Here is a 17,439-nt window from a genome sequence, read left to right as displayed (position 1 = left end):
TAAGCGATCGATAACGGTGCCTCGTACCCTCCCGCGATAGTACGGCTAGCGCGTTTCGCGTTGGGGAACATTCGCTACCAATGGCAAAACGCGGTAGGGAACAGGTGTGTCGAGCGCGATGATCGAGGAAGTCCTGAGGACTCCCTGAACCTCGACGATCTGGTCGATCACCCGCTGCAGATCGGCGTTCGTCCGCGCCACCACCCGGCATAGCAGGTCGCTGCCGCCCGTGATCGTGTGGACCTCCAGCACCTCGGGGATGTGGGCCAGCCGGTGCGCCACAGGGTCGTGCCCGGCGACCTGCCTGATCTCCATCGTCACGAACGCGGTGACGTCGTAGCCGAGCGCCACCGGCGAGACGTCGGGCCCGAACCCGGTGATCACCCCCCTGGCGATCAGCCGGTCGAGCCGGGCCTGCACGGTGCCGCGGGCCACGCCCAGCCTGCGTGAGCACTCCAGCACCCCCAAGCGCGGCTCGGCGGCCAGGAGGGCGATCAGCCGGGCGTCCAGTTGGTCGATCGTCATGGTGTACAGATCTCCTGCTCTTCTCGCCGACGGGTAGTACATATTGTCCAGCCAAAAAAGCAGCTGTTGCTCAACCCGTCCAGCGAATCCGAGTATTAATGCTATGACTGATGTCTTTCCGGTTAACGGGATGCACGCCGTGGTGTTCGCCGTGGGCAACGCCAGGCAGGCGGCGCACTATTACTCGACCGCGTTCGGCATGCGACTCGTGGCCTATCGCGGGCCGGAGAACGGCAGCCGCGACGAGGCGGCCTACGTCCTGACCTCGGGGAGCGCCAGGTTCGAGTTCAGGGCCTCGATCCGGCCGGGGACCGAGCTGGCCAGGCACGTCGCCGAGCACGGTGACGGGGTGATCGACCTGGCCATCGAGGTGCCGGACGTGGAGGCCGCCTATCGGCACGCCATGGAGCAGGGGGCCCGCGGGCTGGCGGAGCCGTACACGCTGGAGGACGAGCGGGGCAAGGTGGTGCTCGCGGCGATCGCCACCTACGGCGAGACGCGGCACACGCTCGTCGACAGGTCCAACTACAGCGGCGCCTACCTGCCCGGTTACGTGGCCGCCGAGCCGCTCGTCGCCCCGCCCGCGACCAGGTCCGGACGGCTGTTCCAGGCCGTCGACCACTGTGTGGGCAACGTCGAGCTGGGCCGGATGGACGAGTGGGTGGAGTTCTACAAGCACGTGATGGGCTTCACCAACATGGCGGAGTTCGTCGGCGACGACATCGCCACCGAGTACTCGGCGCTGATGTCCAAGGTCGTGGCCGACGGGAGCCGCAAGGTCAAGTTCCCGCTGAACGAGCCGGCCGTGAGCCGCAAGAAGTCGCAGATCGACGAGTATCTGGAGTTCTACCGTGGACCGGGCGTGCAGCACGTCGCGCTGGCCACCAACGACATCCTGACCACGGTCGACCACATGCGCGCGGCCGGGGTGAGCTTCCTCGACACCCCCGACTCCTACTACGACGACCCCGAGTTGCGCTCGCGCATCGGGCGGGTCAGGGCGCCGATCGAGGAGCTGAAGAAGCGCAAGATCCTGGTCGACCGCGACGAGGACGGCTACCTGCTGCAGATCTTCACCAAGCCGGTGCAGGACCGGCCCACGGTCTTCTTCGAGCTCATCGAGCGGCACGGCTCGCTCGGGTTCGGCAAGGGCAACTTCAAGGCGCTGTTCGAGGCCATCGAGCGGGAGCAGGAGCGAAGGGGCAACCTTTAGATCGCGCCACGGTCGCCCTGACGGCGCCGGGGCGATCACCCGGCCGGGCGCGCTCCGGCAGGTCGTCGAGGTGGTCCTCGCCTGGTTGTGGTGCGTGGGCAGCCCGCTCGACCTAGGCTGGGTTCTGTTCGACCCGCGCGAGCAGGCTCCGCATGACAAAGCCGCGAAGACGGTCGTGGTCGATGCCTGACTCCGCGTAGAATTCCTGTCACTTAGCGAAGGGAAGAGCGCAGCCTATGGGGTTTGACCAGCGCAGGGCCGCTTCGCTCGTGGCGCTTCTGAGCATCCTCGCCTGCGCGCCGTCCAACGGCGCCATGGCGCCCGCAGCGGCCCGGCCGGTGAGCGGAGACACGGGCGCGCCCGGCATCGGCGACCCCGACTTCCCCCTCGACGGCAACGGCGGCTACGACGTCTCCCACTACGGCCTCGAGCTCGGTTACACGCCGAGCAGCAAGCACCTCGACGGCGTGGCGACGATCAAGGCCACGACCACGCAGCCGCTCTCGCGGTTCAACCTCGACCTGTCCGGCCTCGACGTGAGCGAGGTCACGGTCGACGGGGAGAAGGCCATCTTCTCGCGCAACGGCACCGAGCTCGGTGTGCTGCCCACCACGCCGCTCGGCGACAAGGCCGGCTTCACCGTCAAGGTGACCTACTCCGGGGTGCCCAAGCCGATCAAGGACTCCACCAACCTCGGCACGTTCGGCTTCGTCCCGACGCCCGACGGCGCGTTCGTGGCCTGCGAGCCCGACGGCGCCAAGACCTGGTACCCGGTCAACGACCACCCCGCCGACAAGGCGGCCTACGACTTCGCGATCACCGTGCCCGACGGCGTGACCGCGCTGGCCAACGGCGAGCAGGTCGGCGAGCCCACGACCGCCGACGGCAAGACCACCTTCCGGTGGCGCGAGCGGCATCCGATGGTGAGCTATCTCGCGACGGCCACGATCGGCAAGTTCGAGCTGCGCAAGGGCCGGACGCCGGGCGGCATCCCCAACCTCGCGGCGGTCGACCCCAAGCACCGCAGCTCACTCAACGGTCTCTACAACGTGTCGGGCGAGGTCACCGACTACTGGAGCAAGATCTTCGGGCCCTACCCGTTCTCCTCCACGGGCGGCATGATCGACGACTTCGCGGCCGGCTACGCCCTGGAAAACCAGACCAAGCCCCTCTATGGCGGCTTCGAGCCCGACCAGAGCATCATCGCGCACGAGCTGGCCCACCAGTGGTTCGGCGACAGTGTGAGCATCAAGCGCTGGCGTGACCTGTGGCTCAACGAGGGCTTCGCCACTTATGCCGAGTGGCTCTGGGCCGAACACAAGGGCACCAACACCGCCGACCGGCTCTTCCAGACCTTCCACAACCGCGCCGCGGGCGACCCGATGTGGAAATATCCCCCTGGCCGTGCCCAGCCCAAAGACCTGTTCAACGACTCGGTCTACACCCGGGGCGGGATGACCCTGCACGCCCTGCGCAAGGCCATCGGCGACGAGACGTTCTTCACGCTGCTGAAGACGTGGACGTCCGACCACAAATACGGCAACGTCACGACGGACGAGTTCATCGCGCTGGCGGAGAAGCTCTCGGGCAAGGATCTCAAGCCGCTGTTCGACGCCTGGCTCTTCCAGCCGACCAAGCCCGCCGCCTGATCACCTGATCACGTGATCGCGGGGTGCCGGGCGTACGCGTGCGCCTGATCGCGGGGCTCACGGGGCGCCGGGCGTACCCGTGGGTGCCGAGAAGACCAGGACCGACGCTGTGAAGCCGTGCACGTGGTTCTGGCCGCCCACCGGGCCGACCTCGCCGGCGGCGAAGAAGCCCGCGATCCCGATCTGCCCGAGCGTGTCGCGCAGCGCCACCGGATCGTGGTCGGCGGTGCCGAACATCGCCGACCCCCGGCCGTTGCACGAGAACAGCAGCGCGCCGTCGATCCGGCCGAGCTCCTCCCGGTGCGCGTCGAGCAGGTCGTAGAGGTCCTCGTCCGCCGTGGCCGCGTCGCGCACGTGGAAGCGTACGGTCCTGCCGACCTCCACGACGTCCCCGATGGCCACGGCCTCGCGTTCCGGGTCGATGCCGATCACGCCTCTGATGAGGAAGTCGCCGCGTTCGTGCCGTTCGGCGTACTCGTTCATGGCCACGCCGATCTGCAGGCCGGCGGCGACCAGTTCGCGGTCGTCCTCGTCGAGCTCGCTGACGATGTCCTCCAGCCGGGCCAGGGCCGGTTGGCCGGCCAGCTCCAGCAGCAGGTTCTCCTCGGAGCGGGTCACGACCATGGTCGGGCCGATCGGCCGGCAGCCCTGGCTGACCACTGTGCTGACCCGTACGGAGCCGCTGAGCAGCACGCCGATGGCGCCCTCGGTGTAGACCTCGCCGTCGGCGAAGAGCCGGACCGACCCCCGGCCCCCCATCCCGTTGGCCAGCCCGCCGATCAGCGGCAGATCACCCAGGACGTCCACAGAACGTTCCACGAACGCGTCCGTGGGAAAGGTGTACGGATCGGCCAGCAGGATCGCCACGTGATCATCCGCGGTCCGCTCCGGCAGCCCCACCACCACGAACCGGTCCTCGGCGGTCAGCGTCTCCAGCGCGAACGTGGTCAGCTCGGCCCCGTCCAGCGTCGCCGCCCACGCGCTCACGGCGGACGTCAGCTCGACCCCCTGCCCGTCAGCGATCACGCCGGTGGCGCTGCAGCCGATCACATGGGCCTCGGGGGCCAGCCTCATCGCGCACTCCCCCGCCCTGGCGACCTCGTCAGGATCGTCGCCGCAGATGAAGAAGCACACCAGGTCCGCCTCGCCGCTGAGTCTCGACAGGGCCTGACCGACAGCACGCTCCGCGGCCTCCACCAGGTCGGAACCCACGGCGAGGCCGTCGGCGAAGCGGCTCGTCAGCACAGCCACGGATCTCGCCTCCTCAGCGGGTTGAAGTTCCCTAGGAACCGATTCTCCCCATTAAAGGAACAAGCACGCGCACGAACCGTCACGCAATAGTCAAGATCCGAAATCTCCGCCAGATGCGAAAGTGTCTGCCGCGGTGGTCCCAGGGGACGTAGTCTCGTTCCCGTGCATCAGCCGCAAAATATCCGCGAGCTGCGAGAGAGCGGTCACGTTCATCGCACCGTGAAAGCAGAGGTCCGCGAAAACCTGCTGGCCAAGCTGCGGGCCGGTGAGCCCCGTTTTCCAGGCATCGTGGGCTTCGACGACTCCGTCCTGCCCCACTTGGAGCGGGCGCTACTCGCCGGACACGACCTCGTCCTGCTCGGTGAGCGGGGCCAGGGCAAGACCCGACTCATCCGCACCGTCACCGGGCTGCTCGACGAGTGGACCCCGGTGGTCGACGGGTGCGAGATCAACGACCATCCGTACGCACCGGCCTGTACGCGCTGCCTCGCGCTCGCGCGGGAGCTGGGCGACGAGCTGCCCGTGGCGTGGAAGCATCGCGACGAGCGCTACGGCGAGAAGCTCGCGACGCCCGACACCTCCGTCGGCGACCTGATCGGCGACGTCGACCCGATCAAGATCGCCGAGGGCCGGACGCTCGGCGACCCGGAGACCGTCCACTACGGGCTGGTACCGCGCACCAACCGGGGCGTGTTCTCCGTCAACGAGCTGCCCGACCTGGCCGAGCGCATCCAGGTGTCCCTGCTGAACGTGCTGGAGGAGCGCGACATCCAGGTGCGTGGCTACAACCTGCGCCTGCCGCTCGACATCCTGCTCATCGCCAGCGCCAACCCCGAGGACTACACCAACAGGGGCCGGATCATCACGCCGCTGAAGGACCGTTTCGGCGCCGAGATCCGCACCCATTACCCGCTGACGATCGAGGACGAGCTGACGCTCATCCGCCAGGAGTCCATGCCGGACATCGGGGCGGACATCCCCGAGCACCTGGTGGAGGTGATCGCCCGGTTCACCCGCCTGGTCCGCGAGTCCACCGCGGTCGACGCCCGCTCCGGCGTGTCGGCGCGGTTCTCGATCGCGGCCGCCGAGACCGCCATGGCCTCCGCCGTACGCAGGGGGGCGATCGCCGGCGAGGAGCAGTCCGTGGCCCGCGTCTGCGACCTGACCAGCGTCGTCCACAGCCTGCGCGGCAAGGTGGAGTTCGAGGTCAGCGAGGAGGGCAGGGAGACCGAGATCCTCGCCCACCTGCTCCGCCGGGCCACGGCCGAGACGTTCAGGAGCCGGTTGGGCGGCATGGACCTGTCTCCGCTGACGGACAAGTTCGCCGAGGGCAACCAGGTGGAGTCCGGCGAGCTGATCCCGGCCGCCGAACTGCTGCGCCGCATCGGCCCGGTCAGCGGCCTGGCGAAGGTCATGTCGCGGCTGGGCATGGGTGAGGGTGAGGAGTCGCCGGGGCACGCGGCGGCCGCGCTGGAGTTCGCTCTGGAGGGCCTGTATCTCATGCGCCGCCTGTCCAAGGACGACGTGGACGGGGTCTCCGTCTACCGGACGTGAACATCTGGGCGGTCTCCTGCGTCGAACGTGATGATTCATCACGCCGTCGGGGGAGACCGCCCATGCGCCTGCTCGTCTGTGCCACCGCCCTGAGCGCCACCGCCTTGTGCGCTCTCGCCGTGCCCGCCAACGCCGCGGACACCAAGATCGTGTACGGGTACGCCTGGGCGACCGGCACGACCGAAATCCGCATCACACCCATGACCGCCACGTACCGCAAGCCGCTCCACACGTTCAAGGCCCTCTCCGGCGCCAAGGAGCTGCGGCTCGACTACGCCAAGGCGGCCTTCCGGCGGGTGACCGTCGCCTGCGACCTCAAAGAGACCGAGGGGCACGTGGCGATCGACCGCAAGGGCCTGGGCACCACCGTCTGCCGGCCCGACGCCCTGACCGACCAGCTGGCATCCGGGCCCCGCCCGATCCGGGTGGAGTATCGCGGTACCGAGGCCGTCAAGATCAACGAAGTGCTCGCCAAGTGGCCCGCGCCGCGCACCGCCCGCGGCACGGTCAAGCGGGTGGACGACACCACGGTCCTGTTCACCAGAGCCGGTAAAACGGTCAAGCTCGGCTACACGAACCTGATGTCGTTCGCCAGGACCACCAGGCGCTGCGGCGACGGCTGGCTGGCCGGCAAGCCGGTCAACGCCGACAGGCACGGCCTCGGCAAGAAGGCGTGCCAGAGCCGCGACTTCACCAAAGCCCTCAAGTCGGTCGGGCACCCGGTGCTCGTACAGGTCGATTACACGCCAGATGTCAACGAACTCTCCGGTGTGCGTGAGGTCTTCGGGGACGCGTAGCCCCCGTTCTCGGGTTAGCGTGTGTTCGTGATGGCCTACCGCTATGGCGAGTACAACGATGGCCCCGACCCCCTCGCCCCGCCGTACGACGTACGCGCCGCGCTCGACGAGATGGGCGACGCCATCCTGTCCGGCTCCACCCCCGTGCACGCCCTGCGCGACCTGCTCAAGCGCGGGCTGCCCGGGGCCCAGGACCGCCGGGGTCTCGACGACATGCTCAGAGAGGTACGACGGCGCCGCCGGGACCTGCGCGAGAGCGGCCGCCTCGACGGCACGCTGGAGCGGGCGCGGGCGCTCCTCGACAAGGCCATCGGCCAGGAGCGGGCCGAGCTGTTCCCCGACCCGTCCGACGACGCGCGGCTGCGCGAGAGCGAGCTCGACTCGCTGCCCGACGACACGGCCAGCGCGATCCAGCAGCTGACCTCCTACGAGTGGCGCTCCGCAGCCGCCAGGCAGACCTTCGAGGAGCTGCGCGACCTGCTGCGCCGCGAGGTGCTCGACAGCCAGTTCCGAGGGCTGCGCGACGCGCTGGCCCAGCCGGACCCGGCGGCGATGGAGCGCGTCCGGCAGATGATGTCGGACCTCAACGACATGCTCGACAAGGACGCCAGAGGTCAGCACACCCAGCAGGACTTCGATGCGTTCATGAAGGAATACGGCGATCTCTTCCCGGAGAAGCCTCGCGACCTCGACGAGCTGGTCGACGTCCTGGCCCGGCGGGCCGCCGCGACCCAGCGCATGCTCGCCTCGATGACCCCGAGCCAGCGCGAGGAGCTGGCCAACCTGATGAGCCAGACGCTCGACCAGGCGGGGTTGTCCGACGAGATGCGCCGTCTCGGCGAGTCCCTTCAGGCCCGCCGGCCCGACCTGGCCTGGGACACCCCCGAACGGCTGACCGGCGAGGAGCCGCTGGGCATGGGCGACGCCGTCACCGCCCTGGAGGAGCTGGCCGACCTCTCACAGCTGGAGACCTCGCTCCGCCAGGACTATCCGGGCGCCAGGCTCGACGACGTCGACGAGTCCGCGATCCGCCGCGCGCTCGGCCGCTCGGCGGTCGATGACCTGGAGGCACTCAAGCGGATCGAACGCGAGCTGGAGGAGCAGGGCTACCTCCTGCGCCGCCGGGGCAAGCTGGAGCTCACCCCCAAGGCCGTCAGGAGGCTCGGCGAGACCGCGCTGCGCCGGGTGTTCTCCTCGCTCGACGCGGGCCGGCGCGGCGACCACGACCAGCGCGACGCGGGCTCGGCCGGGGAGCTGACCGGCTCGTCGCGGCCCTGGCGCTTCGGCGACGAGCAGCCGATCGACGTGGTCCGCACGCTGGTCAACGGCGTCCGCAACGGCGGCGTCCAGCCCGAATCGGGCGCCGTGCACCTCTCGGTCGACGACTTCGAGGTGGCCGAGACCGAGCGGCGCAGCGCGGCGGCCGTCTGCCTGCTGGTCGACCTGTCCTACTCGATGGCCCTGCGCGGGACCTGGGCGGCGGCCAAGCAGACCGCGCTCGCCCTTCAGGCGCTGGTCGCCGCCAAGTTCCCGCAGGACGCGGTGCAGATCATCGGGTTCTCCAACTACGCGCGGGTGCTGCAGCCGGACGAGCTGGCCGGGCTCGACTGGGACATGGTCCAGGGGACGAACCTGCACCACGCCCTGCTCATCGCGGGCCGGCACCTGGATCGCCATCCCGACTTCGAGCCGGTGGTGCTCGTGGTCACCGACGGCGAGCCGACAGCTCACCTGATGCGCAACGGGCACTCGGCCTTCGAGTGGCCGCCATCGCCCGAGACGCTGGAGCTCACACTGTCCGAGGTGGACAAGATGACGCGGCGGCGAGCGACGCTCAACATCTTCATGCTGGCCGGTGACGACCGGCTCAAGGAGTTCGTGGACGAGGTGGCGCGGCGCAACGGCGGTCGCGTGTTCTCCCCCAGCGCGGACCGGCTGGGCGAGTACGTGGTGAGCGACTTCCTACGGGTGCGCCGGTCCCGCTGACGGGCCGGCTGTCTGAACGTCAGGCGTCGACGAGGGGCGCGTAGAAGTCGAGGGCGACGTCGAAGCCGTCCCGGCAGTTGCGGTGCGAGCGGTAGCAGGGGCGCCAGGCGGAGCTGGCGCCCACGCCCGTGCGGGCGTCGGTCAACGCCGGCGGCACGCGCTCGGGCCGGGGCAGCAGGCCGCCCCCCAGGTAACGGACGCCCTCGAGCTGGGTGTGCTCGCCGCGGCCACCGGAGACGAAGCCGCCGAGCCGCCACCCGCTCTCCTCGTCCCACACCAGCGCGCTGCCGTCCACCAAGCGGACGGTCGCGCCACGCGGCTCGCAGGGGCCCTCCCACCAGTCGGCGACCTCGGCTCCGAGCAGGTCGACGACCCGCTGCACATAGCCGGTCGGCTGCTGCAGCCACTCGTCGGTATACGGCTCGACATGCCTGATGGCCACGGACGGCACCCCCTTGTGCCCAAACGGTAAGGAAAAAGCGACGGTGGCCAACCATACCCGCGCCGAACTTATTCCGTTGCCAGAGCGTCTAGTCATTACGGACGATATTTACGTCCGACACGGGGAAGGAGGGGGGCTCCATGATTGCCATGATTCTTCTGATCGTGCTCATGGTGGTCGCGATCGCGGCCACCGAGCTGATCATGCGCTGCTCCTCAGAGGGTAAACAGAGTGTCGAGTCCACGGGCGAGATCGTCGGGGACTAGTCTCCTTCGCATGTCGTCCCTGCTTCTCTGGCTGCACATAGGCTTCGCGATCTTCACGATCGGCCCGCTCACGGCGGCCACCATGACCGCCCCGCGGGCCATCCGCGGCAAGAACCTGCCCGTCCTGCAGAACATCCAGCGGACCACCCGGATCTACAGCATCGGTTCGCTGGGTGTGCTGATCTTCGGACTGGCCGTCGGCATGTCGATCGGCGGCGGCATCCTCGGCAAGTGGTACATGACGGCCTCGATGACGCTGTTCATCGTGGCCGCCGTGCTGATCGTCATCATCGACCGCGACCTGCGCGCCGCCGTCCGGGTCCTCGGCACCGAGACCCCGGACGACGACGCGAAGGTGCAGAACGGCAGGATCGCCGCCATCAGCGGGCTGCTGTCGCTGATCTGGCTGGTGATCCTGTTCCTGATGGTCGTACCGGGTTCCTAGCCGAGCGCCTGCGTGAGGTCGGCGAGCAGATCGTCGATCGTCTCGATGCCGACCGACAGCCGCACCAGGTCGGCGGGCACCTCCAGCGGCGAGCCGGCCGCCGAGGCGTGCGTCATCCTGCCCGGATGCTCGATGAGCGACTCGACGCCGCCCAGCGACTCGCCCAGCGTGAACAGCTTCGCCCGGTCGCACACCTTGACCGCCTCGGCCTCGCCGCCCGCGACGCGGAACGACACCATGCCGCCGAACCGCTTCATCTGCTTGGCGGCCACCTCGTGCCCGGGGTGGTCACCCATCCCCGGGTAGAGCACCTGCGTCACGCGCGGGTGCGCGAGCAGCAGATCGACGATCCGCTCGGCGTTGTCGCAGTGACGGTCCATCCGTACACCCAGGGTCTTGAGCCCGCGCAGCGTCAGCCAGGCGTCGAACGGCCCGGCCACCGCGCCCATCGCGTTCTGGTGGAAGGCCAGCTCCGCGCCGACCGCCTGGTCGGCCGCGATCAGCGCGCCGCCGACCACGTCGGAGTGGCCGCCGACGTACTTGGTGGTGGAGTGCACGACCACGTCCGCGCCCAGCGCGAGCGGCTGCTGCAGGTAGGGCGAGGCGAAGGTGTTGTCGACGACCAGCAGCGCCCCGTTGTCATGGGCCAGCTGGGCGAGCGCGGCGATGTCGGCGATGCCGAGCAGCGGGTTCGTCGGCGTCTCCACCCAGACGATCCGCGTCTTCTGGGTCATCGCCCCGGCCACGGCGTCGAGGTCGCCGAGCGGCACCGGGTCGTAGTGCAGGCCCCAGCGCTCACCGACCTTCGCGAACAGCCGGTAGGTGCCTCCGTAGGCGTCGTTGGGGATGACGACGTGGTCCTGCGGCTGACAGAGAGCGCGCAGCAGGGTGTCCTCGGCCGCCAGGCCCGACGCGAACGCCAGCCCGCGCACGCCCCCCTCGACCGCGGCCAGCGCCTCTTCGAGCGCGGCCCTGGTCGGGTTGGCCGAGCGACTGTACTCATATCCGGAACGCAGGCCACCCACGCCGTCCTGCTTGTAGGTGGACGTCGCATAGATCGGCGGCACGACCGCGCCGGTAAGCGGGTCAGGCTCCTGACCTGCGTGGATCGCCAGAGTTTCGAAACCGTTCGTCATAGGCCCACGGTAACGGAAGCGGCCCGCGGCCCGTTCCCCAACGGACCGCGGGCCGAGGCGGGCGCCGTCCCCTACCGCGCCCGCGTGACTCGCGCGTCATGCCCCGCGCGAGCCAGGTCTCAGGCTGCTTGAGGCTTCTTCCTGTCGCCACCTGCCCGCGGCGCCAGCGGTATAACGTCGGCGTCACGTGCGGGCACCTGGATGTGGCGGCCGCTGCCACCCTCCGCGTGCTCCCCGTTGATGCGGGAGAGCAGCACCGGGTCGGCCAGCGCCAGCAGCAGACCCACGACCAGACCGACACCCAGTAGTACGAACCCAAGGACAATCATTTTCCCGTCCCCCTTCCGGACATGTATCAGCATCGTCGACGGCCCCCCGCCGCCGCCTCCGCTGAAGGGCTGGTCCTCGGCGAGCCCCCTCAGCCGAACGGTCGATGCCCACCATCCGACTCGCGGCTTAGGCTCCTAGGAGTGGGGGATGCCAAGCAGGTCGTCTATTGGATCCGCCGGCTGAGCGACATCGCGGCGGTCGGCTGGCTGGCCATGATGCTCCTCATGGACCTCGCCGTAGCCGCCAGCAGGGGCGGCGTCCAGTGGCTGGTGCCGATCTGCGGGGTCGCGGGCATCGCGGCCGCCGTCCTGCGGCGCCGTTTCCGGGTCGAGACGTTCGTCGTCATGCTGGCTCTCTCGCTCGTCTCCTCGCTGGTGATCGCCGTCAGCGAGTTCGCGGGCGTGCCCGGCGCGGCGGAGACCGGCGCGCTGATCATCCTGACGATCGGCGTGCTGCGCCACGTCGAGCCGGTCAAGCGGGCCGCGGTGTTCGGGGGCACCGCGCTGGTCGTCCTCATGGCGGAGGGCGCCTCGCGCGATCCCCAGAACAAGCTGGCCTTCTCGTTCGTCCTCTTCACCGCGTGGACGATGACCGCCGCCGTCGGCGGCTACCTCCGCTTCCAGCAGGAGCGCCGCAAGGAGGCCGTCCATTCGGTACGGCGTGCGGAGCGCCTGGAGCTGGCCAGGGAGCTGCACGACCTGGTCGCCCACCACATCACCGGCATCGTCGTACAGGCCCAGGCCGCCCGCACGGTCGCCGCCATGAAGCCGGACGCCGTGCTGCCCGCCCTCGACGCCATCGCCGGCGCCGGGACGGACGCGCTCACCTCGATGCGGCGCCTGGTCACCGTGCTGCGGGCCGAGGACGAGGCCGCCAGGACCCCCGGCACGTCGCTGGCCGATCTGCGGCTGCTGACGGAACGGTTCTCGGCGAACGGGCCGCGCGTCGCGTTCGAGATCGGATCCGGCATCGACGACCACACCCTGGCGCCGGAGGTCATGACGACGGTCCACCGAGTGCTGCGGGAGGCGCTCACCAACATCCGCAAGCACGCGCCGGGGGCCAGCTGGGTCGAGGCCGAGCTGCGCCGGTTCGACCAGCTCGTGCTGCTGCGCATCCGCAATTTCGGCTCAGCCACCGATCCCCGGCTCTCGCGTCTGGGCGGCGGGTTCGGGCTGGTGGGGATGGCCGAGCGGGTGGAGGCGCTGGGCGGCCGCCTCTACGCCGGGCCCGGTTCCGACGGCGCCTGGGAAGTGGTCGCGGAGTTTCCGACGTCCTGAGGCGTGCGCCGCGTCGAACTCCGCACCCATCGCTCCGCGCAGCCTGGCGGTGATCCGGTCGACGTCGGCCCGCTCGGGGGCGGGCAGCGGTACGCCCACCGCCTCCCTGAGCGCGGCGGCCACGCCGAGCATCCCCGCTGCCTCCCAGTACTCCTCGGAACGGCTCCAGCCGAGCATCCCCGCCGCCTCCCGGTACCCCCCGGACCGGCTCCATCGGGCCTGTCGTCCCTTCCCGGACTCCTCGGCCGGTCGTCCCTTCCCGGTCTGCTCGGCCGTGAGTGACAGCGCGCCCGCGAGCCCTTCCAAGGCGAGCGCGACCGCTCTCGGGTCTCCGGTGGCCCGGGCCGCCTCATAGCCCTGCCGCTGCCTGGCCAGCGCCGTGCCGGCGTCACCGCGCTGCTCGGCGGCGAACCCCAACTCGGCCAGCACGAACGCGATGCCGGGCGTCCCCCGCACCTCACGCAGCCAGCCAAGCCACGGCGTCAGAAGCCCTTCCGCCCGCACGTAGTCGCCCTGCCGCCTGGCGCTCAGTGCCAGCCCGAGCACGGCATGCTCCTCCGCGGCCTTGTAGGACTGCTCCACGGCCAGCAGCCTGGCCCGCTCGTGGTAGTGGTCGGCCCGCTCGTACCGGCCCGCCAGGAGGGCCACACGGCCCAGCCCGGCCAGTTTGAAGGCGACCTCGAAGCCGAGCTCCTCCGCCAACCGCAACTGCTCCTCGCGCAACCTGGCGGCCTCGGCGTAGTCACCCCGTATCTCGGCCAGCCGATCGAGCGCGTCCATGGCCTCCAACCGCCCCCACGCGTCACCCAGCTCGCCGAACAGCTCCAGACTCCGCCGCCCGTCCCGCTCCATCGCGGCCAGGTCCCCCCGCCCGACGGCCAGCTTCGCGCGCAGGCTGAGCGCGGCGGCGATCCCCCAACGGTCACCGAGCGCCTCGAACGCGGCCAGCGCCCGGCTCGCCGCCGCCTCGTGCGCGCCATGATCGCCGTACGCCCAGCGCACATGGGTCAGGAACCAGTCGGCCAGTGCCCGCCCTCCGGCATCGAGCCCCGCCACCCGCACCGGCGGCGCCACCTCCCCGACGGACAACGCCATCCCCGCCAGCCACACCGACGCCACAGCCGCCCGACCGACGGCCAGATCGGTGGCGGGCACGGCCGGGACGGCTCCAGATGCCGGGGCGACACTGGACGCCAAGGTGGCCCTAGACGCCGGGGTGGCCCCGGACGCAGAGGTTGCGCTGGACGCAGAGGTCGCGCTGGACGTCGGGGCGGCTTTGGACAGGGCGGTGGCCAGCGAGCGGCGGGCCTCGCCCATGCGACCGCGTAGGAACCAGTACCAGGCCAGCGCGTTGACCAGGCGGAGCGGCTCCGGGCCTGACAGGGCGAGCCGCAGGTTGGCGGTCTCGGCGTCCAGGCGTTCGAGCCACTGCCTCTGCCCGGGGCCGCGCAGGTCCGCCCGTTCGGCCAGCGCTGTGTAGTAGCGGGCGTGACGTGCGGCGATCCGCCCGTGCTCGCCCGCCTCCGCCAGACGCTCGGCGCAGTAGACCGCGACGGACTCCAGCAGCCGGTACCTGGGGCCGGCGGACACCACCACCAGCGAGCGGTCGACCAGACGGGCCAGCACGTCCACCACGTCCACGCCGGGCTCGGCGCAGACCGCCTCGGCCGCCTCCAGCGAGCACCCGTCCGCGTGTACGGCCAGCCGCCGCAGCACGACCCGCTCGTGACCGGACAGCAGGTCCCAGCTCCAGTCGATCACCGCCCGGAGCGTGCGCTGGCGCGATGGGGCGTCACGCATGCCGGAGCTGAGCAGGCGGAACCGGTCGTCGAGCCGTTCGGCCACCTCCCGCGCACCCAACGCGCGCACCCGTGTCGCGGCCAGCTCCAGCGCCAGAGGCAGGCCGTCGAGCCGCCGGCAGATGGTCGCGACCGCCTCAATCACCTCGTTCGGCTTACTCGGACCGCCGGTCGCGCCCGTGGTGGTGGCGCCAGCGGTGGTCGCGTTCGTGGTGGTCGCGTTCATGGTGGTCGCGCCAGCAGTGGGGGTGCCGGCAGTGGTGGCGTTCGGCTCGTTCAGCTTGATTCCTGCGCGGACGGTGAAGAGGCGTACCGCGTCGGGCTCGGTCAGCGGAGGTACGACATGGACGCGTTCGCCGGTCACTCGGAGCGGTTCCCGGCTGGTAGCCAGGATCCGCAACCCTGGGGCGGCCCGTAGCAGTGCGGAGATCAGTTCCGCCGCTTCCTCCACCAGGTGTTCGCAGTTGTCGAGCACGAGCAACGCGCGCTTGGCGGCCAGGGCGGTCGCCAGCCTCGGCGGCAGTGGCGCGGCGTCGTCGTCCCGTACGCCGAGCACGTCCGCGACCGCCTCGGCCACGTCCGTGATCCCGCCCAGCTCCACCAGCCACACCCCGTCGGGAAAGGCGGTGCTTTCGTCGAGGAGGGAACGGGCGGTTTCCAGCGCGAGGCGGGTCTTGCCCACGCCACCAGGTCCGGTGAGCGTCACCAGGCGGGCGGCGGCCAGCAGGTCGCGGGCCCGGGCGACCTCCGCGTCCCTGCCGATCAGCTCCGTGAGCGGCGACGGCAGGTTGGCGCGGGGCGACTGGGCGGCGGGCGAAGGGGCCTGCCGGACGAGCGAAGGATCCTGCCGGAGGATCGCCTCCTGGAGTGCCGCCAGCTCGGGCGTGGGGTCCAGGCCCAGCTCCCCCGCCAGCCGCTCGCGCAGCTCGCCGTAGCTGGCCAGCGCCTCGCTCTGCCGGCCGGCCCGGTACAGGGCCGTCATGTGCTGGGCGCGCAGGCGCTCGCGCAACGGGTGCCGGGAGACCAGGTCGGCCAGGTCCACGTCCTCGCCCAGGGCGAGCCGTACCTCCGCCTGCTCTTCGAGGGCGGCCAGGCGCAGCTCCTCCAGACGCGCGATCTCCGGACGGAGGAACTCCTCGTCGGCGAGGTCGGCGTACGCCGGACCGCGCCACAGGCTCAGCGCCTCGTGGAGCTGGTCGGCCCGCTCGCGCGGATCCGAGGCACGCTCGCCGACGAGCTCGCGGAACCGGTCGGCGTCCAGCGCGGCACCGGAGTGCCCCGCCTCCCGCCGGGCTCTGGCCTGCGAAGGGTCGGCGTGCGCCAGGCGGTAGCCGGCCGGGGTGTGGACGATCGAGCCGGGGTCGCCGAGGGCACGGCGGAGCTGGGAGACGCGCGCCTGGAGGGTGCCGACGGGATTGCGGGATGGCCGTTCCCCCCACAGGTCGTGGATCAGCCGGTCCATCGAGACCGGCCCGCCCCCGTGAGCCAGGAGGTCGGCCAGCAACGCCCGCATCCTGGGCTCCGTCACCTGGATCGGGCGGCCGTCGTCCGTCCAGACCGCCAGCGGCCCGAGCACCCCGAAACTCACCACGTCAGGGACAACCCGTAGCGAGGCGGAAGGATTTCCGTAGGGGGAGGTTCGATGGTGGGGCTCATGAGTCGAGTGACAGTGATCGGAATGGGCCCGATGGGGTCGAAGATGGCGGAGACGTTCCTGGCGGCGGGCCACGAGGTGACCGTCTGGAACCGTACCAAGAGCAAGACGGACCCGCTCGTGGCCAGCGGCGCCCGGCGCGCGGACGAGGCGGCCGAAGGCGAGTTGCTGGTGATCAGCCAGGTGAGCTACCAGGCCATGTACGACAGTCTGGGCGAGGCGCGGCTGGACGGGAAGGTGCTGGTCAACCTCAGCTCAGGCACCCCGGAGGAGCTGCGCGCGGCGGCGGGGTGGGTGGCCGGACGGGGCGGCACGCTCGTCACCGGAGGGATCATGGTGCCGCCGCCCGCCATCGGGCTGCCCATGGCGTACACCTTCTACAGCGGCCCGAAGGAGGCCGTCGACCGGCACGCCGAGACGCTCAAGGCGCTGGCCACGATCACTTATGTGGGCGAGGACCAGGGCCTGGCGATGATGTTCTACCAGGCGCAGCTGCTGATCTTCTGGTCCAGCCTGACCAGCTACATGCACGCGCTCGCGCTGCTCGGCACGGCGGGGGTGCCGCCCCGGGACTTCCTGCCGTTCGCCAGGGAGACCTTCACGCAGCTCGGGGGCGACGGGCCGATGGGATTCGCCAAGATCCTGGCCGAGGAGGCCGAGGCCCGGGTGTATCCGGGCGAGCTCAACTCCCTGCACATGCAGGCGGTCGGCATCGGCCACGCCGTCCACGCGCTGAAGGACGCCGGGCTGGAGACCACGGTGCCGAACGCCCTCAAGGAGCTGTTCGAACGCGCCGACGCCGAGGGACGCGGCTCGGAGGGGCTCGGCACCGTGATCGAGTCGATCAGAAAGCCCTAGTGGTCAAGGCCCTAGTGGTTGGCGAGGAAGGCGAGCAGGTCCTGCCGGGTCAGTAGCCCGGCCGGCTTGCCCTCTTCGAGTACCACGGCGGCGTCCGCCTTCTCCAGCGCCTCCACCGCGCGCGCCACCGACTCGCGGGGGGCGGGGATCGGCCGCGGCGGCCGCAAGTGGTGGGGGGTGGGTTGGGGGGGGGGGTGGCCGCCGCCGGGGGGGGGGTGGGGGAGGGGGGGGGGGGCCCTGGGTGCGCCCACCAC

General features: G+C 70.6%; 15 protein-coding genes and 1 pseudogene. 9 read left to right on the top strand and 7 right to left on the bottom strand.

What is annotated here, in order from left to right; all coding sequences use genetic code 11:
- Positions 1 to 45 precede the first annotated feature (45 nt).
- Entirely contained in the window at positions 46 to 525 is a 480-nt protein-coding gene (locus AB0H88_RS33775; protein WP_357651668.1) for an Lrp/AsnC family transcriptional regulator, read from the bottom strand.
- Positions 526 to 628: 103 nt separating this feature from the next.
- Between AB0H88_RS33775 and hppD the strand changes: the two genes are divergently transcribed.
- Both hppD and AB0H88_RS33765 read left to right on the top strand, forming a co-directional pair.
- Positions 629 to 1,738: a 4-hydroxyphenylpyruvate dioxygenase gene (gene hppD, locus AB0H88_RS33770; RefSeq protein ID WP_357651666.1), complete on the top strand. Its 1,110-nt coding sequence runs from the start codon at positions 629 to 631 to the stop codon at positions 1,736 to 1,738.
- 269 nt (positions 1,739 to 2,007) lie between these two features.
- Positions 2,008 to 3,387 (top strand): M1 family metallopeptidase, encoded by a 1,380-nt coding sequence (locus tag AB0H88_RS33765; RefSeq protein ID WP_357651664.1) that lies wholly within the window; start codon positions 2,008 to 2,010, stop codon positions 3,385 to 3,387.
- Between the two features lie 57 nt (positions 3,388 to 3,444).
- On the opposite strand, the gene AB0H88_RS33760 is transcribed toward AB0H88_RS33765, so the two are convergent.
- Positions 3,445 to 4,629 carry an FIST N-terminal domain-containing protein gene (locus AB0H88_RS33760; protein WP_357652100.1) on the bottom strand — a complete coding sequence of 395 codons (1,185 nt, stop codon included), beginning with the start codon at positions 4,627 to 4,629 and terminating at the stop codon, positions 3,445 to 3,447.
- A 171-nt stretch (positions 4,630 to 4,800) separates the two neighbouring features.
- On the opposite strand from AB0H88_RS33760, the gene AB0H88_RS33755 reads away from it, so the two are divergent.
- The 3 genes from AB0H88_RS33755 to AB0H88_RS33745 all read left to right on the top strand — a co-directional run bounded on the left by AB0H88_RS33755 (position 4,801) and on the right by AB0H88_RS33745 (position 8,975).
- Positions 4,801 to 6,192 carry a sigma 54-interacting transcriptional regulator gene (locus AB0H88_RS33755; protein ID WP_357651662.1) on the top strand — a complete coding sequence of 464 codons (1,392 nt, stop codon included), beginning with the start codon at positions 4,801 to 4,803 and terminating at the stop codon, positions 6,190 to 6,192.
- 62 nt (positions 6,193 to 6,254) lie between these two features.
- Positions 6,255 to 6,989, top strand: a complete 735-nt coding sequence (locus AB0H88_RS33750; protein ID WP_357651660.1) for a hypothetical protein — start codon at positions 6,255 to 6,257, stop codon at positions 6,987 to 6,989.
- 30 nt (positions 6,990 to 7,019) lie between these two features.
- Entirely contained in the window at positions 7,020 to 8,975 is a 1,956-nt protein-coding gene (locus AB0H88_RS33745; protein WP_357652098.1) for a hypothetical protein, read from the top strand.
- 19 nt (positions 8,976 to 8,994) lie between these two features.
- Here AB0H88_RS33745 and AB0H88_RS33740 read toward each other — a convergent pair whose 3' ends face one another.
- A complete protein-coding gene (locus tag AB0H88_RS33740; protein WP_357651657.1) occupies positions 8,995 to 9,417 on the bottom strand; it encodes a DUF6292 family protein in 423 nt (140 codons plus the stop codon).
- Between the two features lie 140 nt (positions 9,418 to 9,557).
- On the opposite strand from AB0H88_RS33740, the gene AB0H88_RS33735 reads away from it, so the two are divergent.
- Together AB0H88_RS33735 and AB0H88_RS33730 are read left to right on the top strand one after the other, a co-directional pair.
- Positions 9,558 to 9,683 carry a hypothetical protein gene (locus tag AB0H88_RS33735; RefSeq protein WP_263655728.1) on the top strand — a complete coding sequence of 42 codons (126 nt, stop codon included), beginning with the start codon at positions 9,558 to 9,560 and terminating at the stop codon, positions 9,681 to 9,683.
- A 10-nt stretch (positions 9,684 to 9,693) separates the two neighbouring features.
- Entirely contained in the window at positions 9,694 to 10,128 is a 435-nt protein-coding gene (locus AB0H88_RS33730) for a hypothetical protein (protein ID WP_357651654.1), read from the top strand.
- Here AB0H88_RS33730 and AB0H88_RS33725 read toward each other — a convergent pair.
- Together AB0H88_RS33725 and AB0H88_RS33720 are read right to left on the bottom strand one after the other, a co-directional pair.
- Complete coding sequence (locus tag AB0H88_RS33725; protein ID WP_357651652.1) at positions 10,125 to 11,264, bottom strand: cystathionine gamma-synthase; 1,140 nt, start codon at positions 11,262 to 11,264, stop codon at positions 10,125 to 10,127. The two genes, AB0H88_RS33730 and AB0H88_RS33725, sit on opposite strands and share 4 nt — an antisense overlap.
- A 119-nt stretch (positions 11,265 to 11,383) precedes the next feature.
- Positions 11,384 to 11,593, bottom strand: coding sequence for a hypothetical protein (locus tag AB0H88_RS33720; RefSeq protein ID WP_357651650.1), 210 nt, complete (start codon positions 11,591 to 11,593; stop codon positions 11,384 to 11,386).
- Positions 11,594 to 11,734: 141 nt separating this feature from the next.
- Between AB0H88_RS33720 and AB0H88_RS33715 the strand changes: the two genes are divergently transcribed.
- A complete protein-coding gene (locus tag AB0H88_RS33715; RefSeq protein ID WP_357651648.1) occupies positions 11,735 to 12,874 on the top strand; it encodes a histidine kinase in 1,140 nt (379 codons plus the stop codon).
- Positions 12,875 to 15,055: 2,181 nt separating this feature from the next.
- Here AB0H88_RS33715 and AB0H88_RS33710 read toward each other — a convergent pair.
- Positions 15,056 to 16,135 (bottom strand): annotated as a pseudogene (locus AB0H88_RS33710) (BTAD domain-containing putative transcriptional regulator); the annotation flags it as partial.
- A 192-nt stretch (positions 16,136 to 16,327) separates the two neighbouring features.
- On the opposite strand from AB0H88_RS33710, the gene AB0H88_RS33705 reads away from it, so the two are divergent.
- Entirely contained in the window at positions 16,328 to 17,185 is an 858-nt protein-coding gene (locus tag AB0H88_RS33705) for an NAD(P)-binding domain-containing protein (RefSeq protein WP_357651646.1), read from the top strand.
- A gap of 11 nt (positions 17,186 to 17,196) precedes the next feature.
- On the opposite strand, the gene AB0H88_RS33700 is transcribed toward AB0H88_RS33705, so the two are convergent.
- The gene (locus AB0H88_RS33700) at positions 17,197 to 17,352 is read right to left on the bottom strand and encodes a CBS domain-containing protein (protein WP_357652117.1); all 156 of its coding nucleotides are present in this window, start codon (positions 17,350 to 17,352) and stop codon (positions 17,197 to 17,199) included.
- Positions 17,353 to 17,439: the final 87 nt, after the last annotated feature.

Origin of the sequence: Nonomuraea sp. NPDC050680 (genome assembly GCF_040654555.1) — a bacterium.
GTDB lineage: Bacteria > Actinomycetota > Actinomycetes > Streptosporangiales > Streptosporangiaceae > Nonomuraea.
This window is presented reverse-complemented; position numbering and strand designations above follow the sequence as displayed.